Source organism: Actinomadura syzygii (genome assembly GCF_008085905.1).
GTDB classification, from domain to species: domain Bacteria; phylum Actinomycetota; class Actinomycetes; order Streptosporangiales; family Streptosporangiaceae; genus Spirillospora; species Spirillospora syzygii.
The window spans coordinates 377,471-400,166 of record NZ_VSFF01000007.1 but is presented as its reverse complement, the minus strand read 5'-3'; the positions used below and the strand labels follow the sequence as shown (position 1 = coordinate 400,166).

Genomic DNA, 22,696 nt, shown 5'->3' with positions numbered 1-22,696 from the left:
CCAGCACGCCACCCATCACCACGGAGCGCCCCGGCCATGGCACTTCCCGGATCGACCGGTCGCCAGACCGGCGGGCTGCGGAGCCTGCTCCGCCGCCCCGGCGCCGCGCGGCCGCCCTCGGCCGCGCGGGACGAGGAGCGCGACGAGGAGGTCGCCGCCGAGCTGTACCGCGAGTACCATCGGCCGCTCCTCGCGTTCGTCCTCCGGCTGACCGGCGGTGACCGCCCGTGGGCCGAGGACGTGGTGCAGGAGACCATGATCCGGGCATGGCGCAACGCGGACCGGCTCGACGACCGCACGTCCTCGCTGATGCCCTGGCTGGCCACGGTCTCCCGGCGTATCGTGATCGACAACCGGCGGCAGCGCGAGGTCCGGCCGCCGGAGGTCGGCGACGGCCCACTGGAGAACCTGCCGATGGCGGACGAGTTGGACGCGCTGCTGCGCAAGGTCGTGGTGGCGGAGGCGCTGGAGTCGCTCTCCCCGGCGCACCGGCAGGCGCTGACCGAGACGGTGCTCCGCGACCGGACGGTGAACCAGGCGGCCGAGCACCTCGGCATCCCGGTGGGGACGGTCAAGTCCCGCGTCTACTACGCGCTGCGCGCGCTGCGCGTCGCGCTGGAGGAGAGGGGGGTGACCTCATGAGTCCGCAGGTCGAGCACACTGACGTCGGCGCGTACGCGCTGGGCCTCCTCGACGACGGCGACCGGCTGGCCTTCGAGGAGCACCTGCGCGGGTGCGCGGCGTGCCAGGGCGAACTGGACGAGATGTCGGGCACGGCCGGGATCCTCTCCGCCTTCGGCGCGACCGCCGAGCGGGCGGCCGAGCCGTCCCCCGCGCCGGGCGCGTCGGCTCCGGCGCCGGTGATCGACATGATGCGGCGCAGGCGGAAGGCCGACCGGCGGTCCCGGCGCGTCGCGACCGCGATCGGCACGGCCGCCGCGGCGGCGGCGCTGGCGGCGGGCATCGGCGTCGGGACGGCGCTGGACGACGGCGGCACCTCGCCGAACCCCGCGCCCACCCAGGCGATCACCGGCCAGAAGTTCACCGGGAAGAACCCGGCGACGGGCGCGACCGGCACGGTCGGCCTGGTCGACAAGGGCTGGGGAACGCAGGTCAACTTCCAGCTCGGCGGCATCCGCGGGCCGCTGCGGTGCCAGCTCGAAGCGGTCTCGAAGGACGGCACGCGCAGCGTCGTTGCCGGGTGGCGCGTCCCGAACGAGGGGTACGGGGTGCCCGAGCAGCCGAAGCCGCTCGTCATGCAGGGCGGGACGGCCCTCGGCCGCCAGCAGATCAGCCACTTCGAGGTGCGGCTCGACACCGGTGGCACGCTCCTCACCATCCCGGTCTGAAACCCGCACTGATCATGACGGCCCGCGCCGCGCCGGGCCCGATAACCTTGGGTCATGCCCTCTCCGCATTGGTCAGCGCCGGTCGCCGCCGGCCCGGTGGACGCCGCCGTGGCGATCCCCGGGTCGAAGTCGATGACGAACCGGGCGCTGATCCTGGCCGCGCTCGCCGCGGAGCCGTCCCTGATCACGCGGCCGCTGCGCAGCCGCGACACCGTCCTGATGGCGGACGCCCTCCGCGCGCTCGGCGCCGACGTGGCCGACGACGGGGCCGACGACTGGCGGGTGACGCCGGGCGAGCTGCGCGGCCCGGCCCGGGTGGACGCCGGTCTCGCCGGGACGGTCATGCGCTTCATCCCGCCGGTCGCCGCGCTGGCGTCCGGCGAGGTGGCCGTGGACGGCGACCCGCGCGCGCGGGAGCGTCCGATGGGCCCGATCATCACGGCGCTGCGGGCGCTCGGCGCGGCGGTCGACGACGGCGGGCGCGGCGCGCTCCCGTTCACCGTGCGCGGGACTGGCTCGGTGAACGGCGGCGAGGTCGTGATCGACGCCTCGGGGTCGTCGCAGCTCGTGTCGGGGCTGCTGCTCGCCGCGCCGCGTTTCGAGAAGGGCGTCGAGGTCAGGCACGAGGGGCCGCCGGTGCCGTCCGCGCCGCATCTGGAGATGACGGTCCGGATGCTGCGGGACGCGGGCGCCGCCGTCGAGACCGAGGAGAACGTCTGGCGCGTCGCGCCGGGGCCGCTGCGCGGCGGCGAACGGGCCATCGAGCCCGACCTGTCGAACGCGGCGCCGTTCCTCGGCGCCGCGCTGGTCACGGGCGGGCGCGTCACGGTGCCGGGCTGGCCGTCCGGCACGACGCAGCCGGGCGACGCGCTCCGCGGCCTGCTCGCCGAGATGGGCGCGGAGGTGTCCCTCGGCCCGGCCGGGCTGACCGTCCGCGGCACCGGCGAGTTCCACGGCCTGGACGCCGACCTCCACGAGGTCGGCGAGCTGACCCCGGTGCTCGCCGCGCTCGCGGCGCTCGCCGGGTCGCCGTCCCGGCTGACGGGCGTCGCGCACCTGCGCGGCCACGAGACCGACCGGCTCGCGGCCCTCGTCAACGAGATCAACGGGCTCGGCGGCGACGCCGTCGAGCTGCCCGACGGCCTGGAGATCCGCCCGCGCCCGCTGCGCGGCGGCGTGTTCCACACCTACGACGACCACCGGCTGGTGATGGCGGCGGCCGTGCTCGGACTGGCCGTTCCCGGCGTCGATGTGGAGAACCCGGGCACCGTGGGCAAGACTCTTCCGAACTTCACCGACCTGTGGGCGTCCATGACGGCGCCCGCCTGAGAGCAGGGGACGGACCGCTGGCACGACGAACGCAGGACTACGACGAGGACGACGTCCGGGTGCGACCCGGGCGGCGCGGGTCGCGGCCGCGCACCCGCCGCCGTCCGGCGCACGACGACGCGACGCCCGGCTTCGTCACCGCCGTCGACCGGGGCCGCTACCGCTGCCTCGCCGACCCGGGCACGGGCGACGAGCGCGGCGTCACCGCCATGCGCGCCCGCGAGCTCGGCCGCAAGGGCGTCGTCGTCGGCGACCGGGTCGCGCTCGTCGGGGACGTGTCCGGCGACGCGGACACGCTGGCCCGCATCGTCCGGGTCGAGCCGCGGACGTCGTCGCTGCGCCGCACCGCCGACGACACCGACCCGTTCGAGCGGATCGTCGTCGCGAACGCCGACCAGCTCGTGATCGTGACCGCGCTGGCCGACCCGGAGCCGCGGCCCCGGATGATCGACCGGCAGCTCGTCGCCGCCTACGACGCGGGCATGGAGCCGCTGCTGTGCCTCACCAAGGCCGACCTCGCCGACCCGGAGGCGCTGATCTCCGAGTACGCACCGCTCGGCGTCCGGTACGTGGTGACGAGCCGCGGCGGCGACCTGGACGCGCTGCGCGCCCACCTCGCCGGGCGGACGAGCGTCCTCGTCGGGCACTCGGGCGTCGGCAAGTCGACGCTGGTGAACGCCCTCGTCCCGGACGCGGAGCGCGCCGTCAGCCACGTCAACGCGGTCACCGGGCGGGGGCGGCACACCTCGTCGTCCGCGATCGCGCTGGAGCTGCCCGGCGGGGACGGCTGGATCATCGACACGCCCGGCGTGCGGAGCTTCGGGCTGGCGCACGTCGAACCCGAGAACGTGATCAACGCCTTCGACGACCTGGCGGAGGGTGCTGCCGAACGCTGCCCGCCGCTGTGCGACCACCTCCCGAAGGAGCCGGGGGGTCTGGGGGGTCGCCCCCCCAGCGAGGCGGGGCAGAGCTGCGGGCTGGACGGGTGGGTCGCCGAGGGCCACGCGAGCCAGGCGCGCCTCGACTCCTTGCGGCGGCTGCTGGCGAGCCGCGAGGGCGACGCCGAGTAGCCGACCGGGAGTCCGGGACCGCGCCCGGCTCGGGTCGGTAAGGTCACGTGTATGCCGCAGACGATCGCAGCGCGCTACGAGCTGGTGGAGGTGCTCGGGCGCGGCGGGATGGGCGCCGTCTGGCGGGCCCGCGACCGCACGCTCGACCGCGAGGTGGCGATCAAGGAGGTGTCGCTGCCGCCCGGCCTGGACGAGGCGCAGGTCGCGCGCACCTACGCGCGGACGTTCCGGGAGGCGCGGTCCGCCGCGCGGCTCGACCACCCCGGCATCGTGACGGTGCACGACGTCGTCGAGGAGGACGGCCGTCCCTGGATCGTGATGCAGCTCGTCCGGGCCGACGGGCTCGACAAGGTCATCGCGCGGGAGGGCCCGCTGCCGCCGGGACGGGTCGCGGCGATCGGCCTCGACCTGCTCGACGCGCTGCGCGCCGCGCACGCGGCCGGGGTCGTCCACCGCGACGTCAAGCCCGGCAACGTGCTGCTCACGGCGGAACGGGCCGTCCTGACCGACTTCGGCATCGCGACCGTGGCGGGCGACGAGACCCTCACCCAGGCGGGCGCCATCGTCGGGTCGCCCGCCTACCTGGCGCCCGAGCAGGCGCGCCACCAGAAGGCCACCCCGGCGTCGGACCTGTGGTCGCTGGGCGCGACGCTGTACGCGGCCGTGGAGGGACGTCCGCCGTACCAGCGGCCGGACGTGTGGGGCGTGATGGCCGCCGTCCTGTCCGACGATCCGGACCCGGTGCGGCTCGCGGGGCCGCTCACGCCCGTCCTGCACGGGCTGCTGCGCAAGGACCCCGGCGAGCGGCTGAGCCCCGACGAGGCCGGACGGCTCCTCCACCAGGCGGCCTACCAGGCGGCTCCGGGCGCGGTGGCCGCCGCGTTCCCGCCGCCCGTCCCGCCGCACAACGTGACGCTGCCGCCGTCGCCGACGCTGCCCCCGGCCGGGCCTCCGGTCGGTCCCGCGCCCGGTCCGGTGCGGCGGCCGCCGTGGGCTCTGCTGGTCCCGGCGGGGATCTTCGCGGTCGCACTCGTCGTCGCCGTCGTCGCCGTACTGGTGTTCACCAGGAACGGCGACGACCGCGACCGGGCGGGCAACACGCGCTCCTCGCCGCCCGTGACGGCGTCGTCCACGGGAACGGGCACGGCCGCCCCCGCCGGATACACGCTGTTCCGCGGGTCGGCGTTCACCGCGGCCGTCCCGCAGGGATGGAAGACCGAGACCGAAGGGGACGACGCGACCTTCACCGACCAGACCCAGGGCGTGAAGCGCGGGATCGCCATCCAGCGCGTCGCGGCCTTCGGCGATCCGGGCGACGGCCTGTCCGACGCGGTCGGGAAGATGAAGTCCAGCGGGGACTATCCCGACTTCAAACAGGAGAGCTTCGACCGGAACGTGCCCTACAAGGGGCAGAACGCGGCCGAGGTGCAGTTCGCGTTCACCCAGAACGGCATCCCGGCCCGCTGCCGGGTTCGGGTGTTCCGGTTCGACGGCGCCCTGTACCAGGCCATCATGGCCGCCGACCGGGACCACTGGGACCAGGGCGTCCCGTACTTGGAGACGTTCCTCGACACGTTGCAGAGCACGTCCTGACCTCCCGACCCCCTGGAAGGCGCGCATGGATCGGCGTTCGGTGCTGAAGGCGGCGGCCCTCGGCGCCATGACGGCGGCGGCCGCCGGGTGCTCCGGCGGGACGGCGTCCGGGAAGCCCGGCCGCTCCCCCTACGCCGCGCCGCGTCCGACCGGTCCCGCCGACTGGGCGGCGTTGCAGCGCGGCCTGGACGGCAGGCTCGTCCGCCCGTCCGACGCGGCGTACGCGCAGGCGCGGCGGCTCTACATCCCCCGCTACGACCGCATACGGCCGGCGGGGATCGCGTACTGCGAGACGCCGCAGGACGTGTCCGAGTGCATCGCGTTCGCGACCCTCCAGCGCATGCCGGTCGCGGTCCGCTGCGGCGGGCACAGCTACGCGGGCTGGTCGACGGGGACGGGCCTCGTCATCGACGTATCGCCGATGGACGCGGTCCGGCGCGACGGCGGACGCGCGGTCGTCGGCGCGGGCACCCGGCTGATCGACCTGTACGGGACGCTCGCCGCCGACGGCGTCGGCGTCCCGGCGGGCACCTGCCCCACGGTCGGCGTCGCGGGGCTGACGCTCGGCGGCGGGCTCGGCGTGACGTCCCGCGCGTACGGGCTGTCCTGCGACGTGCTGGAGTCGGTCCAGGTCGTGACCGCCGACGGGCGCGTCCTGACCTGCGACGCGAAGCGGAACCCCGACCTGTTCTGGGCGTGCCGGGGCGGGGGCGGCGGCAACTTCGGCGTCGCGGTGGCGTTCACGTTCCGCACGCACGAGGTGGGCGACGTCACGCCGTTCAGCCTGCGCTGGCCCTGGACGCGCGCCGCCGAGGTGATCCGCGGCTGGCAGCGGTGGGCGCCGTCCGCGCCCGACGACGTGTGGACGACCCTCCACCTCGACACCGAGCCGGGCCAGGGCACGCCGAGCGTCGAGGTCGCGGGCGTCGCCCTCGCCGGCGCGGACGGCCACGTCGCCCGGCTCACGGCGGCGATCGGGGCCGAACCGGTGTCGTCCAGCGCGCGGAGCCGTCCCTACATGGACGCGATGAAGTTCCTGGGCGGATGCTCCGGCCAGTCCGTCGAGCAGTGCCACCAGCAGGGCGCCCTTCCCGGGCAGAGCCCCGCCGGAGCCTTTCCCCGCACCGACTACGCCGGGAAGTCGCACATCGCCTACAAGCCGCTGCCCGACGACGCCGTCAGCGCCCTGCTCGACCGGTTCGTCCAGGGCAACGGCGTCCGGGACCGGTCGCTGTTAATGGACGCCATGGGCGGCGCGATCTCCCGCGTAGGGCCGGGCGACACCGCGTTCCCGCACCGCAAGGGGCTGTTCGCCGTCCAGTACCTCGCGCCGGACGCCGCCTGGCTCCGCGCCACCCACGCCGCCATGGAGCCCTACTTGGGCGGCGCCGCCTACGTGAACTACATCGACCCCGACCTCAAGGACTGGGCCCGCGCCTACTACGGCCCGAACGTCGACCGGCTCCGCAAGGTGAAGGCCGCCTACGACCCGGAGAAGCTCTTCCGCTTCCCCCAGGCCGTCCAGCCGCCGTCCTAGCCCTTGGAGGGCTCCTCGAACAGGCGGCGCGCCCTGGCCTCGGCCTCGTTGAGAGCCTTGACGTGCCCGGGCGCGAGCTCCTCCACGCAGCGGGTCATCTCCTCGGTGACGCTGCTGAAAGCGCTCTCCTCCGCGCCGCGCAGCGCCGCCCGGACGGACGCCGACCGCGCCCCGAGCGCCGCCCACTCCAGTTCGAGCCGGGCGACGGCCTCGTCGAACGCCCGGGACGTGGCCTCGCCCGCGTCCCTCAGCTCGGCCGGGACCGGCCCGCGGCCCGCCTTCCGCGCGGAGCCGGACAGCGTGGAGATCCGGCTCGCGAGCGCCAGCCCCTCGCGGGCCAGCGGCAGCACGTCGTGGACGAGGTCGGTGACCGCGCGGGCGAGTTCCTCGACCCGGTTCAGCAGCAGCCGCGTCGCCTCCTCAAGCGCGGTGGAGGTGCGCTCGGCGACCCGCTCGGCGACGTCCCGCTGCCGCTCCGACAGGTCGGGGACGACGGCGAGGTCGAGCCGCCGCCGCAGCTCGCGCTCGCGGGCGCCGCGGTCGCCCGGGGCGGCGCGGCCCGCCCAGTCGGCCACGATCCGCGCGATGCGCTCCTCCCCGGACGCGGCGATCTCCGCCGTGATCTCGTCGAGGGCCTCGCCGACCCGGGCCTTGAGCCGCTCCACGCGCCCGTAGAGCGCCTCGCGCTTGAACGGGTCGTTGAGCTCGTTGAGCTGCGCCTGCAGCCGCCGGGACACGTCGATGGCGTGCTCGGCCAGGGGGACGAGGCGGTCGGCGAGCTGGTCGAGCGTCTCGGCCCGGCGGGGGTCGGTCAGCTCGGCCACCCACGCGGGAAGGTCGTGCGGCATGCGCCCATGCTGCCACCAACGTCCGGGGAACCGGTCCGCAACGCCCCGGCGCGCCCCCGAAGGTCCGACCGAAACGCCGGATCGGCCGGGTAAGTGTGTCTGGTCTCGGCGTGAGCAGGGTAGCGTGCTCGCCGTGGCGGGCTATTCCGATGACCTTCGTCTCGCGCATGTGCTGGCGGACGGAGCCGACGACATCACGACAAGGCGTTTCCGCGCCCTCGATCTCGACATCGAGACGAAGCCGGACCTGACCCCGGTCAGCGACGCCGACCGCAGCGTCGAGGAGCAGATCCGCGGCACGCTGAAGCGCGCCCGCCCACGGGACGCGGTGCTCGGCGAGGAGTTCGGCAAGACCGGCTACGGCAACCGCTGCTGGATCATCGACCCGATCGACGCGACGAAGAACTTCGTCCGCGGCGTGCCGGTGTGGGCGACGCTGATCGCGCTGATGGAGAACGACCAGATCGTCGTCGGGGTGGTGTCCGCGCCCGCGCTGAACCGGCGCTGGTGGGCGGCGCGCGGCGGCGGCGCCTGGACGGGCCGCAGCCTGACCCGCGCCACCCGGATGAACGTCTCCGCGGTGTCCGACCTGGCGGACGCCTCGCTGTCGTTCTCCAGCCTGAGCGGCTGGGAGGAGGAGGGCCGCCTCCCCCGGTTCATCGACCTGACCCGCGAGGTGTGGCGGACGCGCGCGTTCGGCGACTTCTGGTCCCACATGATGGTCGCGGAGGGCGCGGTCGACATCTCCGCCGAGCCGGAGGTCTCGCTGTGGGACCTCGCCGCGCTGCAGGTCATCGTGGAGGAGGCGGGCGGGATGTTCACCGACCTGTCCGGGGCGCCGGGGCCGGACGGCGGCAGCGTCGTCTGCACGAACGGCAAGCTGCACGCGGAGGTCCTGCGCACGCTCGGCGGCGGCCAGCTCACCCTCCGCATCTGATCATGGGGCGGGGCCGGCCGCGAGGCGCGTCCGACCGCGTCTCACCGCAGGTCGGAGGCGGGGAGTGCCCACTCGGCCATACGAGATATATCGTGGATTGCGACCGGCGCCGCGGAACCACCGTCCGCCGGCAGGCGTTTTCCCGTTAGCAGCCTCGGAGGTGTCGGGAATGGGAAAGAAAGTCGTCTACGTCGTCGGCGGCGTGGTGGTCTCGATCATCGCGCTCAAGATCCTCGGTCCGCTGATCGGCCTGCTGATCGTCCTCGGCATCGTGGCGCTGCCCGTCGTCGGGTACATGATGCTCGACCCGTCGCAGCGCAGGCGCGTCCGCGCGCAGGGGCGCAAGCGCCTCGGGAGCTGACCCGCCCCGGCGGCCCGGCGGGACCGTCCCGCTAGGGTTCGGCACGTGGCGGACGTGCGGGTCGGGGTGGTGGGCGCGGGCATCCTCGGGCTGGCGGTCGCGCGCCGCCTGGCGGAGACGCGCCCGGACGCGACGGTCACCGTCCTCGACAAGGAGGACCGCGTCGCGGCCCACCAGACGGGCCGCAACAGCGGCGTCGCGCACGCGGGCCTCTACTACGCGCCCGGCTCGCTGAAGGCGACGCTGTGCAGGCGCGGCGTCGGCCTCCTCAAGGAATATTGCGAAGACCGGAACCTGCCCTACGAGGAGTGCGGCAAGGTCGTCGTGGCCCGCGACGCGGCGGAGCTCGCCGCCCTGGACGAGATCGAGCGCCGCGCGCTCGCCAACGGCGTCCCCGGGCTGCGGCGGCTGACCGGCGCCGGGCTGCGCGAGATCGAGCCCCACGCGGCCGGGATCGCGGCGCTCCACTCCCCGACGACCGCGATCGTCGACTTCCCGGCGGTGGCCCGCGCGTTCGCCCGCGACGTGGCGGACGGCGGCGGCGAGGTCAGGCTCGGCTTCGAGGTCGTCCGGCTGGGCCGGGCCGGGGACCGCGTCACCGTCGCCTCGCCCGGCGCGGAGCTGGTGTTCGACCGGCTGGTGGTGTGCGCCGGGTTGCAGTCCGACCGGGTGGCGCGGCTGGCGGGCGACGCGCGTGCGCCCGCGATCGTCCCGTTCCGCGGCGAGTACTACCGGCTGGCGCCGTCCCGCACGGATCTCGTCCGCGGCCTGATCTACCCGGTGCCCGACCCGCGCTACCCGTTCCTCGGCGTCCACTTCACGCGCCGCGTGGACGGCGGCGTGGACGTCGGCCCCAACGCCGTCCTGGCCCTGGCCAGGGAGGGGTACCGGTGGCGCGACGTCCGCCCGGCGGACGTGTGGGAGACCCTCCGCTGGCCCGGTTTCCGGCGCCTCGCCCGCGAGCACTGGCGGACGGGCGCGCGGGAGCTGTACGGCTCGGCGGTGAAGCGGGCGTTCGTCGCGCAGGCGCGCGGGTTCGTCCCGGAGCTGACCGCGGCCGACGTCGTGCCCGCGCCCGCCGGGGTCCGCGCGCAGGCGGTGGACGCGGACGGCTCGCTCGTCGACGACTTCCGCCTCGGCCGTGTCGGGCCGGTCACGACCGTCCGGAACGCCCCGTCCCCGGCGGCGACGTCCGCGCTCGCCATCGCCGAGCACGTCGTCGCGAGCCTCTAGCCGAGTAGCTCGAACGCCTGGCTAGTCCCAGAGCTTGCGGTCGTCGCCGCGCGGGTCGGCGACCACCTCGTCGGAGGGGTCGTCGAAGACGTTCACCAGGCGCGACGACGGGTCGAACCGCGCCCAGCCGGGGTCGCCGTCGGCGGCGAAGCCGACCCACGCGCGGTGCATCCGGTCGGCGAGCGCCTGGGGCGGGTTCGGCCCGGACAGCCCGCCCGGGTCGCCGGACAGGTTGTCGAACACGAAGCCCAGTTCCAGCGCGTGGCAGGCGCCGAGGTCGTGGTTCGGCGACGGCCACGCGAACTCGTACATCCAGGTCCGCCCGCCGGACGCGGCGTGCCCGGCGGCGGCCCGGTGCGCGGGGACGCGGAACAGCGAGTCGGTGATGATCGTCGACAGCAGCTCGCCGGGCCCCTGGCCGGGATGCCGGTCGCGGTAGGCGGCGGGGATCCCGGGCGGGACGCCCATCCCCGCCGTCACGAGGCCGACCAGGTCCTCGGTCAGCACGGCGGCGATCCCGGACGGCATCAGGAAGAGCCGGAACTCCTCGGCGGTGTAGCCGATCAGCAGGTCCGTGCCGCGTCCGACGCCTGCGGCGAGGGCGTCCTCGGGACGGCGGGTCAGCAGCTCGCCGTCCAGGACGGGCGTCAGCGACATGGCGCCCGCCGCCGTGGTGGCGCCCCAGCGTCCCGGGTCGGGCATCGCGGCGACCTCGGCCGCGACCGCCGCCTGGACCGGGATGATCGCGGCCGGGTCGATCGCGGCGAACCCCTCGGCGGTCGGCGCGACGCCGAGCCGCGCGGCCATCTCGCGGGTGACGAGGAGGGCGTCGTCCGGGTCCTGGGCGATGCCGCCCGCCCCGCTCTGCGCGATCGCCCGTCCGAACAGCCCGAGGTCGAGGGAGAGCAGGGTGGTGACGCTCATCCCGCCCGCCGACTCGCCGAACACGGTGACCCGTCCCGGGTCGCCGCCGAAGGCCGCGATGTTGTCGCGGACCCATTCCAGCGCCGCGATCTGGTCGAGCAGCCCCCGGTTGGACGGGGCGCCGGGCAGATGCGCGAAGCCCTCCACGCCGAGCCGGTAGTTGATCGTCACGCAGACGACGCCGTCGCGGGCGAAATTGCGCCCGGAGTAGACGGGAATGGCGCCGGTCCCGTTCCGGAACGCCCCGCCGTGGATCCACACCATCACGGGAAGGCCCGCCGCGCCCGGGTCGGGCGTCCAGACGTTGAGGTTGAGGCAGTCGTCGCCCGGGATCGCGGGGTCGTCGAGCAGGCGGTCGTAGGGACGGGCGTAGGCGGGCTTGGGCGCGGTCGGCCCGTACGCGACGGCGTCGCGCACGCCGTCCCAGGGCTCCGGCGGGCGCGGCGCGCGGAACCGGTTCGCCCCGAAGGGAGGCGCGGCGTAGGGGACGCCGAGGAAGGCGGTGACGCCGTCCCCGGTGGTCCCGCGGACGCTCCCGTGGGCCGTTCGAACGACGGCGTCCATGCGCGCCTCCGATTCTAGAACGAAGTTCGACGTCCAGAGCCTACGGGACGGCCGGGGCACCGTCGCCGGTCGTTCCGGGGCGGATCAGTCCGGGCCGGTCATTCCGGAGCCGTGCGGATGCGCGCGTCGTAGCCCTTCCGCGCCTCCGGATCGAACTCCAGGAAGATCTTGTCGAGCCCGTATCGGCGCGCGATCGACTGCTTGACCCGGTCCGGGAGCAGCGCGCCGATCCTGACCTGCCGGCCGAGCTTTCTCGGGACGACGGTCTGCGGGCGGGGCCGTCCGATCAGCTCCACGACCGCCGCCGCGATGTCCTCGGGCTCGCGGTTCCGCTGGCCCTTGGGGCTGCGCGTCCCGGCGACCAGTTCGGTGTTGGTGAACGTCGGCAGGACCGCGCCGACGTGCACGCCCCTGTCCTGCACCTCCAGCCGGGTCGCCTCGGTGAACGCGACGACGGCCGCCTTGCTGGCGCTGTAGAGCGCGAGGCCCGGCGTGAACGTGACGCCCGCCAGCGACGCGATGTTGACGATGTGGCCCTTCCCGCGCGGCAGCATCCGGCCGAGGGCGAGCTTCGTGCCGAGCATCACGCCGTGGACGTTGATGTCGATGCAGCGGCGGGCGTCGGCGTCGCTCTCGTCCGTGACGGGACCGATCGGCATGATCCCGGCGTTGTTGACCAGGACGTCGAGCGGTCCGGCGGACCGCTCGGCCTCGTCCAGGAAGGCGGTGAACGACTCGCGGGACGTGACGTCCACGACGAGCCCGGCGACGCCGAGCGACTCGGCCGCCTCCTTGACCGCCGCCTCGTCGACGTCGCCGATGACGACGGTCGCGCCCTTCGCCTTGAGGGCGCGGGCGGTGGCGAGGCCGATGCCCCGCGCCGCCCCGGTTACCGCGATGACCTTGCTCATGCGCTCCGCTCCAGCCTCATGCACTCCACTCCGGACTCATCCGCTCCGCTCCGGGCTCAGGGGTTCTCCTCCAGCCGGGCCAGGCGCACGGGCAGCCCGTCCTTCGGCGACGGCAGGGACGTGGTGTCGAGCGGCATCTCGTACCGTCCGGGGACGCTCCACCGGTACCTCAGCAGGATCTGGTGCAGGACCGCCTTCACCTGCATCCCCGCGAAGTACATCCCGATGCACTTGTGAGCTCCCCCGCCGAACGGCGACCACGCGAACTTGTGGACCTTGTCCTCGCGCCGCTCCAGGGAGAACCGGCCCGGGTCGAACGTGTCGGGGTCGGGCCACCAGTCGGCCATCCGGTGGTTGCTCAGCATCGGGATGACGACGGTCGTCCCGGCGGGGATGTGGAAGCCGAGGACGGAGGTGTCCTTGACGACCTTGCGCGGCAGCGCCGGGACGGGCGCGATCATCCGCATGGACTCCCTCATCGCCATGTCCATGGCGGGCAGGGCGTCGAGATCCTCGTAGCCGAGCTCCGCCCTGCCGAGGGCGAGCGACTCGTCCCGGAGCCGCTCCTGCCACTCGGGGAACTTGGCGAGGTGGTACGCCATGCTCGTCAGCGTGATGGTGGTCGTGTCGTGCGCCGCCATCAGCGCGAAGATCATGTGGTTGACGACGTCCTCGTCGGTGAACCGCTCGCCGTCGTCGGTCTCCGCCGCGCACAGCGCGGCGAACAGGTCGTCGCCGCCGTCGCGGCGCTTGGCGGGCAGGTGGCGGTGGAAGAACTCCTCCAGCGCCCTGCGGGCGCGCAGGCCGCGATGCCAGCGCAGGCCGGGGACGGGGAAGCGGAGGTAGGCCGTCCCCGCGCGGACGGCGTCGATGAACGCGCCGTTCACCCGGGCACGTTCGGCGCCGCCCAGCGCGACGCCCATGAACACGTCGGCGGCGAGGTCGAGCGTGAGCTGCTTGACGTGGTCGTACACCTTGAAGCCCTCGCCAGGCGACCACGCCTCGACGCCCTTGACGATGCCGGGCGCCATCGCGTCCAGGTAGGCGAGCAGCCGCGGCCGGGTGAACGCCTGCTGCATGATGCGGCGGTGGTGCAGGTGCTCCTCGAAGTCGAGGAGCATGATGCCGCGGTTGAAGAACGGGCCGATGAAGTAGCTCCACGCGGGCCCGTTCGCGAAGGCCTTGTCCCTGTTGACCAGGACGACCTCGGCCGCCTCCGGTCCGTGGACGGTGACCGTCCGCTGGCCGAGCAGCCAGCCCCAGGAGACGGGCCCGTGCGCGGCGTACCGCTTGCGCGCCATCCCGATCGGGTCCCGCATGACGGCGATCGTGCTGCCGATGTACGGGACGCCCTTGACCCCGGGAACCGCTTTCAGGCCGCTGCCCGGCGGCGGCGGAGCGAGCACGCTCGTCATGATCCCTCCGAACGAAAGGACGGGCGGCGGCACGCGGCGGATGATCGGCCAATGCCCGGTAAGTCCATACTTATCACCCGTACCTCGGGCCCCGCCAGCACGCCCCTCGATCAACCCTCGGTCAGCGGGCCTCCCGCGCGGCCGGGGCCTTGAGCAGGCGGCGGCGCGCCGCGTCGGTCAGCGGCCGGTACGCGCCCGCCCTGTCGCGGTAGTAGGCCGGGCCGTCACCGGCCGCGGGCACGCCTTCGGCGCGCAGCGGCGCGGTCAGCAGGCGGCGGCCCGCGGTGACGGGCACCTCGTCCACGACCCGGACGATCGCGGGCCGCAGCCCCGGCTCGACCCGCAGCAGCGCCTCCGACAGGTCCACCGGCCTGAGGTCGGCGGAGTCGCGCAGGGTCACGGCGGCGGCGGTCAGCTCGGCGCCGCCCACCGGGATCCCGTAGACGGCGACCGCGTCGACGCACGGGAGGTCGCCGAGCGCGTCCCTGATCGGGCCGGGCGGGACGATCCCGTCCGCCGTGCGGATCAGCTCGGCGTCCCGGCCGACCAGCCAGAAGTCGCCGTCGGCGTCGCGGCGGAACAGGTCGCCGGTGATCGTCCAGGCGTCCTCGGGGGCGAACACGCCGCGGACGCAGCGCGGCGCGGTCGCGGCGGCGGCTAGCCGGACGCGGGCGAGCAGCATGCCGAACTCGCCCGGTTCGCACTCGATCGCGAGACCGTCCGGGCCTTCGGCGAGGCGGCCCTCCTCCAGGTCGTAGCGGGCGAGCCGCACCTCGGCGCTGCCGGGCAGCGGACGTCCGAGCGACCCGGGCTTCTTGCCGCTCAGGTTCACCAGCACCGACTCGCCCTCCGTGGCCGCGTAGAACTCCAGCACGCGAGCGGGCGCGAACCGCTCCTCGACGCGCCGCCACAGCCCGCGCGGCATGCCGGAGCCGATGAACAGCCGGACGGCGTGGTGCCGCTCGGCCGGGTCCGGCGGCGCGTTGACGAGGTCGCGGAGCAGCGTCCAGGTGTAGGACGCGACGGTGACGCCGTAGCGGCGGGCCTCGTCCCAGAACGTCTCCGGGTCGTAGGCGCTGGCGAGGGCGAGCCGCGCGCCCCCGGCGACCGCGCCGCCGAGGCTCATCAGCAGCGCCGACGGATGCTGGAGCGGCGTGATGCTGTACACGGTGTCGGACGACGACAGCGCGGCGGACGACGCCGTCCCGAACGCCGACAGCGCCCACCGCCGGTTCGTGACCCGGTTCGCGCGCAGGTGCTCGCCGTCCCCGCTGAACACGACGAAGGCCAGGTCGCCCGCCCGGCCCGGGTTCGGCCGGTACCAGCCGGGCAGCTCGACCTCGCCGGGGTCGATGGCCTCCATGTCCGGCAGCGGGCCCCGCTCGCCCCGGCCCGCGGCGCCGAGCAGGTGCGCCTCGACGCCGTCCAGCCGCGCGGCGAGGGCCGCGTGCTCGGGGTCGGCGATCACCCGCGACACCCGGCCGAGCCGCGCCTCGGCGGCCGGGTCGCCGTCCGGGCGCAGCAGCACGGCGACGGCGCCGAGCCTGCTGAGCGCGGCGACCAGCGCGAGCGCGGTGGGGCGCGTGTCCATCAGCACGCCGACCGCCTCGCCGCGCCGCACCCCGATGCTGATCAGCCCGCGGACGACGGCGTCGACGCGGCTCTTCGCGGCCTCGTGCGTGTACGGGCGGCCCCGGTAGAGGAAGAACACCTCGCCGGGCCTGTGCTGCGCCTGCTCGTCGAGGAGGAGCCCCATGGACATGCGGGTGTCGGACTGGATGCGCTCCAGCCGGGCCAGCCGGGGCAGGTTCCGCGCGGCCTCGCCGGAGAGCTGCCGGGTCCCGTGCAGGACGCTCGACGCCGTCCGGTAGGCGGAGCGGGCGGCGCTCGTCCCGACGCCCATCGCGAGCTGGAGCCCGTACCCGGCGGGGCCGCCGGGCAGGTCGGCGGGGGCCGCCTCCTCGTCCCCGGCGACGGGCGCGACGATGTCCGGCAGCCCGCCCTCGCCCGCGCGCCACCGCGCCCACTCGGCGACGGCAGGCCAGGTCCGCGCGAGCGCGAGGCTGCCGACGACCAGCCCGAAGTGCCCGGCGCGCAGGGACACCTCGTACACCTGGGCGCGCGGCGCGGCCCGCCGGATCCCGCGGACCATCGGCGGCGCCGCGATCTCGTCCACCTCGCCGACGAAGGTGAGCACCGGGCAGGTGATGTCGGCGAGCGTGACGAGCCGGTCGCCGATCACGAACCCGCCGGTCAGCATGCGGTTGTGCTGGATGAACTGGCGCAGGAACTCGGCCAGCGCGGGCCCCGGCCACGACACCCAGCCCTCCCGCTCCAGGAACCGCCGCTGCCGCTCGCGGGACGCGAGCCGCTCCCGGTCGTGCAATTGCAGAATGAAATCGACGCGCGATCTCACCGACTTCACCGGGCTGAGCATCTGGAACCCGAGCCGCGTCACCCACCCCGGGACGGCGAACCCGCCCAGCACCCGGTCGGGGATCCGCTCGACGCCCTCGGACGCGAGCCACCCCGGCAGCCCGAACGGGAGCCCCACGCTCGTGTCGGACGGGCTCCCGAACGTCACCACCGACTCGACGCCCTCGCTGCGCCGGTACGCGGCGGCCTGGTAGACGAACATCCCGCCCTGCGAGTACCCGGCGAGGTGGACGTCCCGCCCGGTGGCCTTCCGGACGCGGTCGACGGCGTCGCTGACGGCGAGGACGTGGTCGGTGACCGTCCGCTCCAGCCCGCCGGGCTCCCGCTCGGGCGCGCCGAAGTCGACCACCCACGGGTCGACGCCGCGGTCGCGCAGCACCCGCACCGCGCTGACCCGCGACGAGATGTCGTACACCTCCGCCGTGATCATCAGCGGCGGGACGAGCAGCACGGCGGGCCCGTCCCCGGCGCCCGGGAAGTAGTGCCGCAGCCGGTACACCCGCTGCTCGGCCACCACCTCGCAGGGGGACGCGTCCTCGCCGGTGTCGAGGCCGCCGAACCGGGCGACCTCCAGGGCGTTCTGGGCGGTGGAGCCCAGGCGTGCGCCCAGGCGGAGGATCGTTCTGGCAACAGCCGGCATCGTCGACCTTTCACGGCGTCAACGTCATCGTGGCGCGCCGCCGCCCGCTTCCGCAATCGCGCGATCACGGGGACGGGCGGACGGCAACGCGCCGCCGGGCCGGTCAGGGGGCGACGACCCGCGCCCCCTCCATGTGCCCGCCGCGCAGCCGCTCCCACATGTAGCGGCGGCGCGGCTTGCCGCTGGACGTCCGCTGGATCAGCCCGGTCCCGACGACGATCGTCAGCTCCACGTCGTCGCCGACGCGGCGGCGGAGCATCTCGCGGACGCCGCCGGTCCACGCCTCGTCCTGCGTCTCGGCGAACAGGGCGAGCCCCTTGCGCCCGGCGCCCGGCACGCCGACGACCACGACGCGGCCCTTCCCGAGCCCGCTCACCTCGGCGATCTTCGATTCGAGGTCCTCGACGTAGACGGACCGCCCGCGGACCTTGATGCTGTCGCCCATCCGCCCGAGGACGAACAACTGCCCCTCGTGGAAGAACCCGGCGTCGCCCGTGTAGACCTTTCCGTCAAGGAACCGCGTCGACTTGGCCTCGGCGCCCGCGTAGTAGCCGGGGCACGCCGACGGCCCGCCGACGACGATCTCGCCGAGCAGGCCCTCCTCCAGTTCGCGCCCGGCGTCGTCGACGATCGCGACGGGCACCTCGCTCTCGGGGGTGCCGCACCCGACGACCCAGCCGGCCTTCGCGCCGACCGACTCGTCCCCGAGCGTGTGCTGCTCCAGGATCCGCACTGGCTCGCCGGTCGTCAGCGCCTCCGGGTCGGGCCGGACGGCGAGCGGGTCGCGCGCCACCTGGTCCATCGTGACGAGCAGGGTCGTCTCGGCCATGCCGTAGGCGGCCTTGAACGCCGTCCGCGAGAACCCGAACGGCTCGACGAGCCGCGCGAACCCCTCCAGCGCGTGCGGGTCGATGGGCTCCGCGCCGACGATCACCGTCCGCCAGCCGGACAGGTCGAGGCCCTCCAGCTGCTCGGGCTTGACGCGCCGCGCGCAGTACGCGTACGCGAACGGCGGCGCGGCCGTGTGCGCGGCCTCGGCGAAGCAGCGGATCCACCGGGCGGGATCGCGGATGAAGTGGTCGGGACGCATCAGCCGCAGCGTCGCCTGCCGGGTGATCGGCGTCAGGAAGCAGCCGATCAGCCCCATGTCGTGGTAGAGCGGCAGCCAGGACGCGACGGAGTCGTCGTCGGCGAACCCGGCCGCGCGCGCGATGAGCTCGATGTTGAACTCGAGGTTCTCCCAGGTCACCATGACGCCGCGCGGCGCGCCGCTGGACCCGGACGTGAACTGGAGCAGCGCCAGCTCCCCGGCGGCCTGGACGTCCGCCTCCCCGTCGGCCTGGCGGGGCAGCCACGGCTCGCCGTCCATGCCCGCCCGCTCCATCGCGCGGCGGGCGTAGTCGTCCAGGTCCTTGGACGCGGCGACCAGCGCGGGCGCGGCCTGCCGCAGGATCGCCGCGACGTGCGCGACGTAGTCGTCGCCGTCCTGGAACAGCGGCGGCGTGATCAGGCACACGGTCGCCCCGGCGGCCCACACCGCGAAGTAGGTCTCGACGCAGGTGTAGTCGGTGGGGAGGATCAGGCACACGACGTCCCCCGGCCGGACGCCCTCCTCGATCAGCGCCCCGGCGGTGCGGCGCGCGGCGGACGCCAGCTCACCGTAGTCGCGGTACTCCCAGCCTCCGTCGTCGGCCGCCAGGTGCACGCCACGTCCGGTGTTCGGCTTGTCCAGCCAGTCGCGCAGCGCAGATGCCATCGTGTCCCTTTCGCCTGGGTGACTCGCCGGTAACTTCATCAGGGCGCCACGGTTCAGTCAACCGCGCCCATCAGCAAAGAGACCGGCCGGCCATTTGGAGACGTCCCACAAGGGGCGCGCTCCCGGCGGGACGGGAAGTCACCCTTGGCGGGACGCGCTCCGCACCCCCGCGACGCGGGCGCCGCCGCGCCATCCGAGCAGCGTCACCCCGAGGAAGACGGTGGCCACGACGACGAACGCGAAGGCCGTCCCCTGCCCGGACACGGCCCGCAGCGCCATCCCGAGCGCGACGCAGGAGACCCACACGACGACCCCGGCGGGCACGAGGCCCTCCGGCCGCCGCCACCCGCGCCCGACGACCCACCCAGCCGCGAGCCCGACGACGAACGGCCAAGCCGTGGCGGCGAAACCGGAAACGCCGCCCGCCTCGTCATGCGAGGCCCGCCCGATCGCCACGAACACGAGCACACAGGCCACGTCAAGGGCCGGCGCCACCACTCTCCGCATATGGCCAACCCTATGCAGCCCGGAGACCGTCCCCGCCATTGACCGTATCCGGACGGTCACGCACCGTTTTGTTCAGCATTTCCGCAGGCCCCAAGCTCCACTCCCAAATGAACACCCTCCGTAATCACTTTCAGGCACTCTCCGTAATCTTTTCGACACATAGAGCGAATGGAAACCGGCTGTGATTGCCCTAATACTTTTCGTGTCCGGCCTCATTGGCCCTCTACGAAGGAGAACGCCATGCCGTCGATGAAGACCACCGCCCTGGCCCTGGCCACGGTCACCGCCGCCACCTGCCTGGCGACGGCCGGGGTGGCCAGCGCCCAGGGCGCCCAGGCCCCCGCCAAGCCGGCCGTCCACGTCCCGCCGGGCTACCAGATCGTCAACCTGCCGAACGCCAACGTCCCGAACTTCCAGCGCCGCACCGTGCTCTGCCCCGGCACCAAGCACGTCCTCGGCGGCGGCGGCGAGGCGCAGGGCAACGGCGCCATCCTCGTCGGCTCGTTCCCCACCCCGGACGGCCGCGGCTGGATCGCGCTCGGCCGCCAGATCGGCTACAACGACGTCGGCATCAGCGTCTACGCGGTCTGCGCCGACTGACGCATCCGCACCTCCCGCCGGTCCCGCGCCGCCCTTGGCGGCCGGGACCGGTCCCATGCGCGGGCCCGGCCACGCGCCGTCACGCGCGGTCGCGGCCGGAGCGGCGGGACGCGACCGCCAGGTCGTCGACCACGCGGCCGCGCACGTGCTCAATGAGGCGGATCATGTCCGGGCAGTAGACGGTGGGGTTGTCGAAGCCCGTCCCGGCCCGGTACCGGTGGGCCTGGAGCCCCGCCCCGCACACGGCGACGAACCGGCAGGCCCGGCACCGCCCGCACAGCGCCGCCGCGCCGCGCTGCCGCTCGATCGCTTCCGGCAGGACGAGCGCCGCGTCGAGCGGGTCGCGCAGGACGTTCAGCCCCGTCCCGGCCGACGTGCCCGCGGACGTGCCTGCGGACGTGCCCGCCGACGTGCCGATGGACGCGGCGGTCAGCGGGCGGAACAGGTCGGAGTGCTCGATCGCGCCGTCGGTCTCGATGACGGCGTACCGCACGGGGCCGAGCCCGAGCCCCTCGCTGCCGACCTTCCCGCCGAGCAGCAGGGTCAGCAGGTCGCTGAACGTCCGGACGTCCGTCGGCGGCTCGGCGGCGCCGTACCAGCGGTCGAAGATCTCGATGAGCCAGTCGGCGTACGGCGTGGCGGGCGACCCCTCGGCGCGTCCCGGCGGCGGCGCGGACCAGGTGCCGTGCGGCAGGAGGAAGTCGACGCGGGGCGGGCGGTGGCGCAGCAGCGCCTCGTACGTCGCCACCGGGTCGTTGCGGGTGTCGACCGTGCAGAGGAGGCCGGAGAACAGGTGCCGGTACGGGCCGTCCGCCAGCGCCCGCAGCCCGGCGGACACCGCGGCGTGGCTCCCCCGGCCGTTCGGCAGGCGGCGGTGCCTGTCCTGCGCGGCGGCGCCGCCGTCCACGCTGACGCCGATCCGGACGCCGAGCCGGTCGAGCAGGGCGAGGCGGACCGCGTCCAGGCGCGTGCCGTTCGTCTGCACGGAGAACGACGCGGACACGCCCTCGGCGCGCACGGCCCGCACGACCCGTTCGATGAGGGGCGGCGCGGCCAGCAGCGGCTCGCCGCCGTGCAGCACGACGTCCACCTCGGTGATCGCGTGCGCGCGGGCGTGGTCGCCGATGCGCCGGGCGGCGGCGTCGGCCACCTCGGGCGGCATCGCGACCGGCCGGTCGCGCCAGCTCCGGTCGCCCATCTCGTACACGTAGCAGTAGTCGCAGGCCAGGTCGCAGCGGCTGTGGATCTTGAGGATGAACTCCCGGAAGGGCAGCGGCCCGGGGCGCGCGGCCCGGCTCATCCGACCGGGCCCGTCAGGTCGCGGCCGCCGCGCAGGCAGCCGGGCAGCGGCCCGTTGGCGGCGATCCAGCGCTCGCGGTGCGCGTTGAACCGCTCGGCCGCGAGCGCGGCGGCGGGCCCCGGGACGGGCTCGGCGCACCACTGGTCCAGCACCCGCCGCATCCCCCGGACGAACCGCACGGTGAGCGCGGGCAGCCGGTCGTGCGAGCAGAGCTGGACGAGCCCGAGCCGCACCGCGTCGCGCCAGTGCGCGTACTCCAGGTGCGCCGCAAGGGCGCGCTCGCCGCGCTCCAGCCAGCGCTGCCGCCGCCAGAACCGGCCGACGCCGAGGAAGGCGTAGGTGCCGTGCAGCAGTCCGGCGAACGGCCTCGGGTCGGGGCGCCAGGGCGCGTAGTACAGGCGGCCGTCCTCCCTCGGCAGCAGCCGCACCGCGTCCGTGACCGCCGCGAGCTTGCCGTGCTGGACCTCGTGGACGAGCGTGACCGCGAGCTGCGTCGGGTCGACCGGCAGGGACAGCGCGACACAGCCGTGGTGCTCCCGCGAGGTGGCGCTGCGGAACGCGCCGCCCGCCGCGTCCAGGGGCGTCAGGGTGGACACCATGCCGGAGAGTTCGCGCGCGCTCGACCGGTGGTGGCGGGACAGCAGGTCCCAGGTTTCGGCGAGCGTGCGCTCCAGCTCGGCGACGGCGGCGCCGGAGAGCCGCTCGGCTCCGCCGTCTCCACCGGACGCGGCGCCAGGGAAGCGGAACGGGTCCACATCGTCGAGGAGGAGCTCGATCTCCGGTGCCGCCATCTGCGGGCCCAGCGCACGGAGGGTGCGCAGCGCTCGCCAGCCCGGCGCGTCCTCGCCGCCTTCGGAGGGAATCGGTGTGGTCGTCCTTCCGACCGTGGCGACGACCTCCCGGCCGTCGTGGACGATCCGCACCGAGTCGGCGTCTCCGGGCGGGGCGAGGACGCCGACGGACGGCAGGCACGCGACGCCGTGGGAAACGGGGACGGTGAACGCTCCCGCGCTCCGTCCGCGCACCGCCGCCGCCGCTGCCAGCCCGGCGAGCTGCGCGGGACGGACCCCGGGCGGGTCGCCGGGCGACGCGCCGCCCCGCAGGGCGCGCAGCGCGTGCAGCCCCCACCCGCCGGTCGAGGGGTGCCTGATCACGGCCGCGGCGGCGTCCGGGGCGCGCCGCTTCACCTCCATCAACTGCTCGAAGCCGCGCCGAGCGGCCGCGGCCTCCGGGTGGCCGGACCGGCGGGCGGCGTCGACGACCGAGCGCAGCAGCAGCAGATTCCGGCTGTGCTGGATCGCTGCAAGCGATTCGATCGCACCGGATGTCGCCATTCCCGCGGCGAGCGAATCGAAATCGCCACCGGAAAAGGAGTGATTCAGCCAC

Annotated in this window: 19 protein-coding genes; 10 read left to right on the top strand and 9 right to left on the bottom strand. The window is 74.7% G+C overall.

Annotated elements, in window-relative coordinates:
- Positions 1-36: 36 nt before the first annotated feature.
- Genes FXF65_RS19720 through FXF65_RS19695 form a run of 6 tightly spaced genes read left to right on the top strand, consistent with a single transcriptional unit; the run spans position 37 to position 6,878 of the window.
- Positions 37-642, top strand: a complete 606-nt coding sequence (locus FXF65_RS19720; protein WP_148351423.1) for a sigma-70 family RNA polymerase sigma factor — start codon at positions 37-39, stop codon at positions 640-642.
- Positions 639-1,349 (top strand): anti-sigma factor family protein, encoded by a 711-nt coding sequence (locus FXF65_RS19715; RefSeq protein WP_148351422.1) that lies wholly within the window; start codon positions 639-641, stop codon positions 1,347-1,349. Before FXF65_RS19720 ends, FXF65_RS19715 begins: the two co-directional genes overlap by 4 nt.
- A gap of 54 nt (positions 1,350-1,403) precedes the next feature.
- On the top strand, positions 1,404-2,678 hold the full coding sequence (gene aroA, locus FXF65_RS19710; RefSeq protein ID WP_148351421.1) for a 3-phosphoshikimate 1-carboxyvinyltransferase: 1,275 nt from the start codon (positions 1,404-1,406) through the stop codon (positions 2,676-2,678).
- Between the two features lie 17 nt (positions 2,679-2,695).
- Positions 2,696-3,748, top strand: a complete 1,053-nt coding sequence (gene rsgA / locus FXF65_RS19705) for a ribosome small subunit-dependent GTPase A (RefSeq protein WP_148351600.1) — start codon at positions 2,696-2,698, stop codon at positions 3,746-3,748.
- Between the two features lie 51 nt (positions 3,749-3,799).
- Complete coding sequence (locus FXF65_RS19700; RefSeq protein ID WP_148351420.1) at positions 3,800-5,341, top strand: serine/threonine-protein kinase; 1,542 nt, start codon at positions 3,800-3,802, stop codon at positions 5,339-5,341.
- Between the two features lie 25 nt (positions 5,342-5,366).
- The gene (locus FXF65_RS19695) at positions 5,367-6,878 is read left to right on the top strand and encodes an FAD-binding oxidoreductase (protein WP_148351419.1); all 1,512 of its coding nucleotides are present in this window, start codon (positions 5,367-5,369) and stop codon (positions 6,876-6,878) included.
- Here FXF65_RS19695 and FXF65_RS19690 read toward each other — a convergent pair.
- Positions 6,875-7,726, bottom strand: coding sequence for a hypothetical protein (locus FXF65_RS19690; RefSeq protein WP_148351418.1), 852 nt, complete (start codon positions 7,724-7,726; stop codon positions 6,875-6,877). The genes FXF65_RS19695 and FXF65_RS19690 overlap by 4 nt on opposite strands.
- Positions 7,727-7,859: 133 nt before the next feature.
- Between FXF65_RS19690 and hisN the strand changes: the two genes are divergently transcribed.
- From hisN to lhgO, 3 genes are all read left to right on the top strand, one after another.
- Positions 7,860-8,663, top strand: coding sequence for a histidinol-phosphatase (gene hisN, locus FXF65_RS19685; RefSeq protein ID WP_148351417.1), 804 nt, complete (start codon positions 7,860-7,862; stop codon positions 8,661-8,663).
- 169 nt (positions 8,664-8,832) lie between these two features.
- Positions 8,833-9,024 (top strand): hypothetical protein, encoded by a 192-nt coding sequence (locus FXF65_RS19680; protein WP_148351416.1) that lies wholly within the window; start codon positions 8,833-8,835, stop codon positions 9,022-9,024.
- A gap of 45 nt (positions 9,025-9,069) precedes the next feature.
- Positions 9,070-10,257 carry an L-2-hydroxyglutarate oxidase gene (lhgO, locus tag FXF65_RS19675; protein WP_187412399.1) on the top strand — a complete coding sequence of 396 codons (1,188 nt, stop codon included), beginning with the start codon at positions 9,070-9,072 and terminating at the stop codon, positions 10,255-10,257.
- A 21-nt stretch (positions 10,258-10,278) separates the two neighbouring features.
- On the opposite strand, the gene FXF65_RS19670 is transcribed toward lhgO, so the two are convergent.
- From FXF65_RS19670 to FXF65_RS19645, 6 genes are all read right to left on the bottom strand, one after another.
- Complete coding sequence (locus FXF65_RS19670; RefSeq protein WP_148351415.1) at positions 10,279-11,745, bottom strand: carboxylesterase/lipase family protein; 1,467 nt, start codon at positions 11,743-11,745, stop codon at positions 10,279-10,281.
- Between the two features lie 98 nt (positions 11,746-11,843).
- A complete protein-coding gene (locus FXF65_RS19665) occupies positions 11,844-12,656 on the bottom strand; it encodes an SDR family oxidoreductase (RefSeq protein WP_148351414.1) in 813 nt (270 codons plus the stop codon).
- Positions 12,657-12,712: 56 nt separating this feature from the next.
- Positions 12,713-14,071 carry a cytochrome P450 gene (locus FXF65_RS19660; protein WP_148351413.1) on the bottom strand — a complete coding sequence of 453 codons (1,359 nt, stop codon included), beginning with the start codon at positions 14,069-14,071 and terminating at the stop codon, positions 12,713-12,715.
- Positions 14,072-14,192: 121 nt separating this feature from the next.
- Positions 14,193-17,147: an AMP-binding protein gene (locus FXF65_RS19655; protein WP_148351412.1), complete on the bottom strand. Its 2,955-nt coding sequence runs from the start codon at positions 17,145-17,147 to the stop codon at positions 14,193-14,195.
- 103 nt (positions 17,148-17,250) lie between these two features.
- The gene (locus tag FXF65_RS19650) at positions 17,251-18,903 is read right to left on the bottom strand and encodes an AMP-binding protein (protein WP_148351411.1); all 1,653 of its coding nucleotides are present in this window, start codon (positions 18,901-18,903) and stop codon (positions 17,251-17,253) included.
- A gap of 138 nt (positions 18,904-19,041) precedes the next feature.
- Positions 19,042-19,410 carry a DUF3054 domain-containing protein gene (locus FXF65_RS19645; protein WP_148351410.1) on the bottom strand — a complete coding sequence of 123 codons (369 nt, stop codon included), beginning with the start codon at positions 19,408-19,410 and terminating at the stop codon, positions 19,042-19,044.
- Between the two features lie 240 nt (positions 19,411-19,650).
- Between FXF65_RS19645 and FXF65_RS19640 the strand changes: the two genes are divergently transcribed.
- On the top strand, positions 19,651-20,010 hold the full coding sequence (locus tag FXF65_RS19640; protein WP_148351409.1) for a hypothetical protein: 360 nt from the start codon (positions 19,651-19,653) through the stop codon (positions 20,008-20,010).
- 79 nt (positions 20,011-20,089) lie between these two features.
- On the opposite strand, the gene FXF65_RS19635 is transcribed toward FXF65_RS19640, so the two are convergent.
- Both FXF65_RS19635 and FXF65_RS19630 read right to left on the bottom strand, forming a co-directional pair.
- Positions 20,090-21,310 (bottom strand): FxsB family cyclophane-forming radical SAM/SPASM peptide maturase, encoded by a 1,221-nt coding sequence (locus FXF65_RS19635; protein ID WP_148351408.1) that lies wholly within the window; start codon positions 21,308-21,310, stop codon positions 20,090-20,092.
- Positions 21,307-22,644, bottom strand: coding sequence for an HEXXH motif domain-containing protein (locus tag FXF65_RS19630; RefSeq protein ID WP_187412398.1), 1,338 nt, complete (start codon positions 22,642-22,644; stop codon positions 21,307-21,309). Before FXF65_RS19630 ends, FXF65_RS19635 begins: the two co-directional genes overlap by 4 nt.
- Between the last annotated feature and the right edge of the window lie 52 nt (positions 22,645-22,696).

Coding starts and splice junctions, on each gene's coding strand:
- FXF65_RS19640 (WP_148351409.1), top strand. CDS start 19,651: ATGCCGTCGATGAAGACCACCGCCCTGGCCCTGGCCACGGTCACCGCC.
- FXF65_RS19700 (WP_148351420.1), top strand. CDS start 3,800: ATGCCGCAGACGATCGCAGCGCGCTACGAGCTGGTGGAGGTGCTCGGG.
- FXF65_RS19635 (WP_148351408.1), bottom strand. CDS start 21,310: ATGAGCCGGGCCGCGCGCCCCGGGCCGCTGCCCTTCCGGGAGTTCATC.
- FXF65_RS19715 (WP_148351422.1), top strand. CDS start 639: ATGAGTCCGCAGGTCGAGCACACTGACGTCGGCGCGTACGCGCTGGGC.
- FXF65_RS19720 (WP_148351423.1), top strand. CDS start 37: ATGGCACTTCCCGGATCGACCGGTCGCCAGACCGGCGGGCTGCGGAGC.
- aroA (WP_148351421.1), top strand. CDS start 1,404: ATGCCCTCTCCGCATTGGTCAGCGCCGGTCGCCGCCGGCCCGGTGGAC.
- FXF65_RS19645 (WP_148351410.1), bottom strand. CDS start 19,410: ATGCGGAGAGTGGTGGCGCCGGCCCTTGACGTGGCCTGTGTGCTCGTG.
- FXF65_RS19690 (WP_148351418.1), bottom strand. CDS start 7,726: ATGCCGCACGACCTTCCCGCGTGGGTGGCCGAGCTGACCGACCCCCGC.
- FXF65_RS19660 (WP_148351413.1), bottom strand. CDS start 14,071: ATGACGAGCGTGCTCGCTCCGCCGCCGCCGGGCAGCGGCCTGAAAGCG.
- FXF65_RS19680 (WP_148351416.1), top strand. CDS start 8,833: ATGGGAAAGAAAGTCGTCTACGTCGTCGGCGGCGTGGTGGTCTCGATC.
- FXF65_RS19670 (WP_148351415.1), bottom strand. CDS start 11,745: ATGGACGCCGTCGTTCGAACGGCCCACGGGAGCGTCCGCGGGACCACC.
- FXF65_RS19665 (WP_148351414.1), bottom strand. CDS start 12,656: ATGAGCAAGGTCATCGCGGTAACCGGGGCGGCGCGGGGCATCGGCCTC.
- FXF65_RS19650 (WP_148351411.1), bottom strand. CDS start 18,903: ATGGCATCTGCGCTGCGCGACTGGCTGGACAAGCCGAACACCGGACGT.
- FXF65_RS19655 (WP_148351412.1), bottom strand. CDS start 17,147: ATGCCGGCTGTTGCCAGAACGATCCTCCGCCTGGGCGCACGCCTGGGC.
- FXF65_RS19695 (WP_148351419.1), top strand. CDS start 5,367: ATGGATCGGCGTTCGGTGCTGAAGGCGGCGGCCCTCGGCGCCATGACG.
- FXF65_RS19630 (WP_187412398.1), bottom strand. CDS start 22,644: ATGGCGACATCCGGTGCGATCGAATCGCTTGCAGCGATCCAGCACAGC.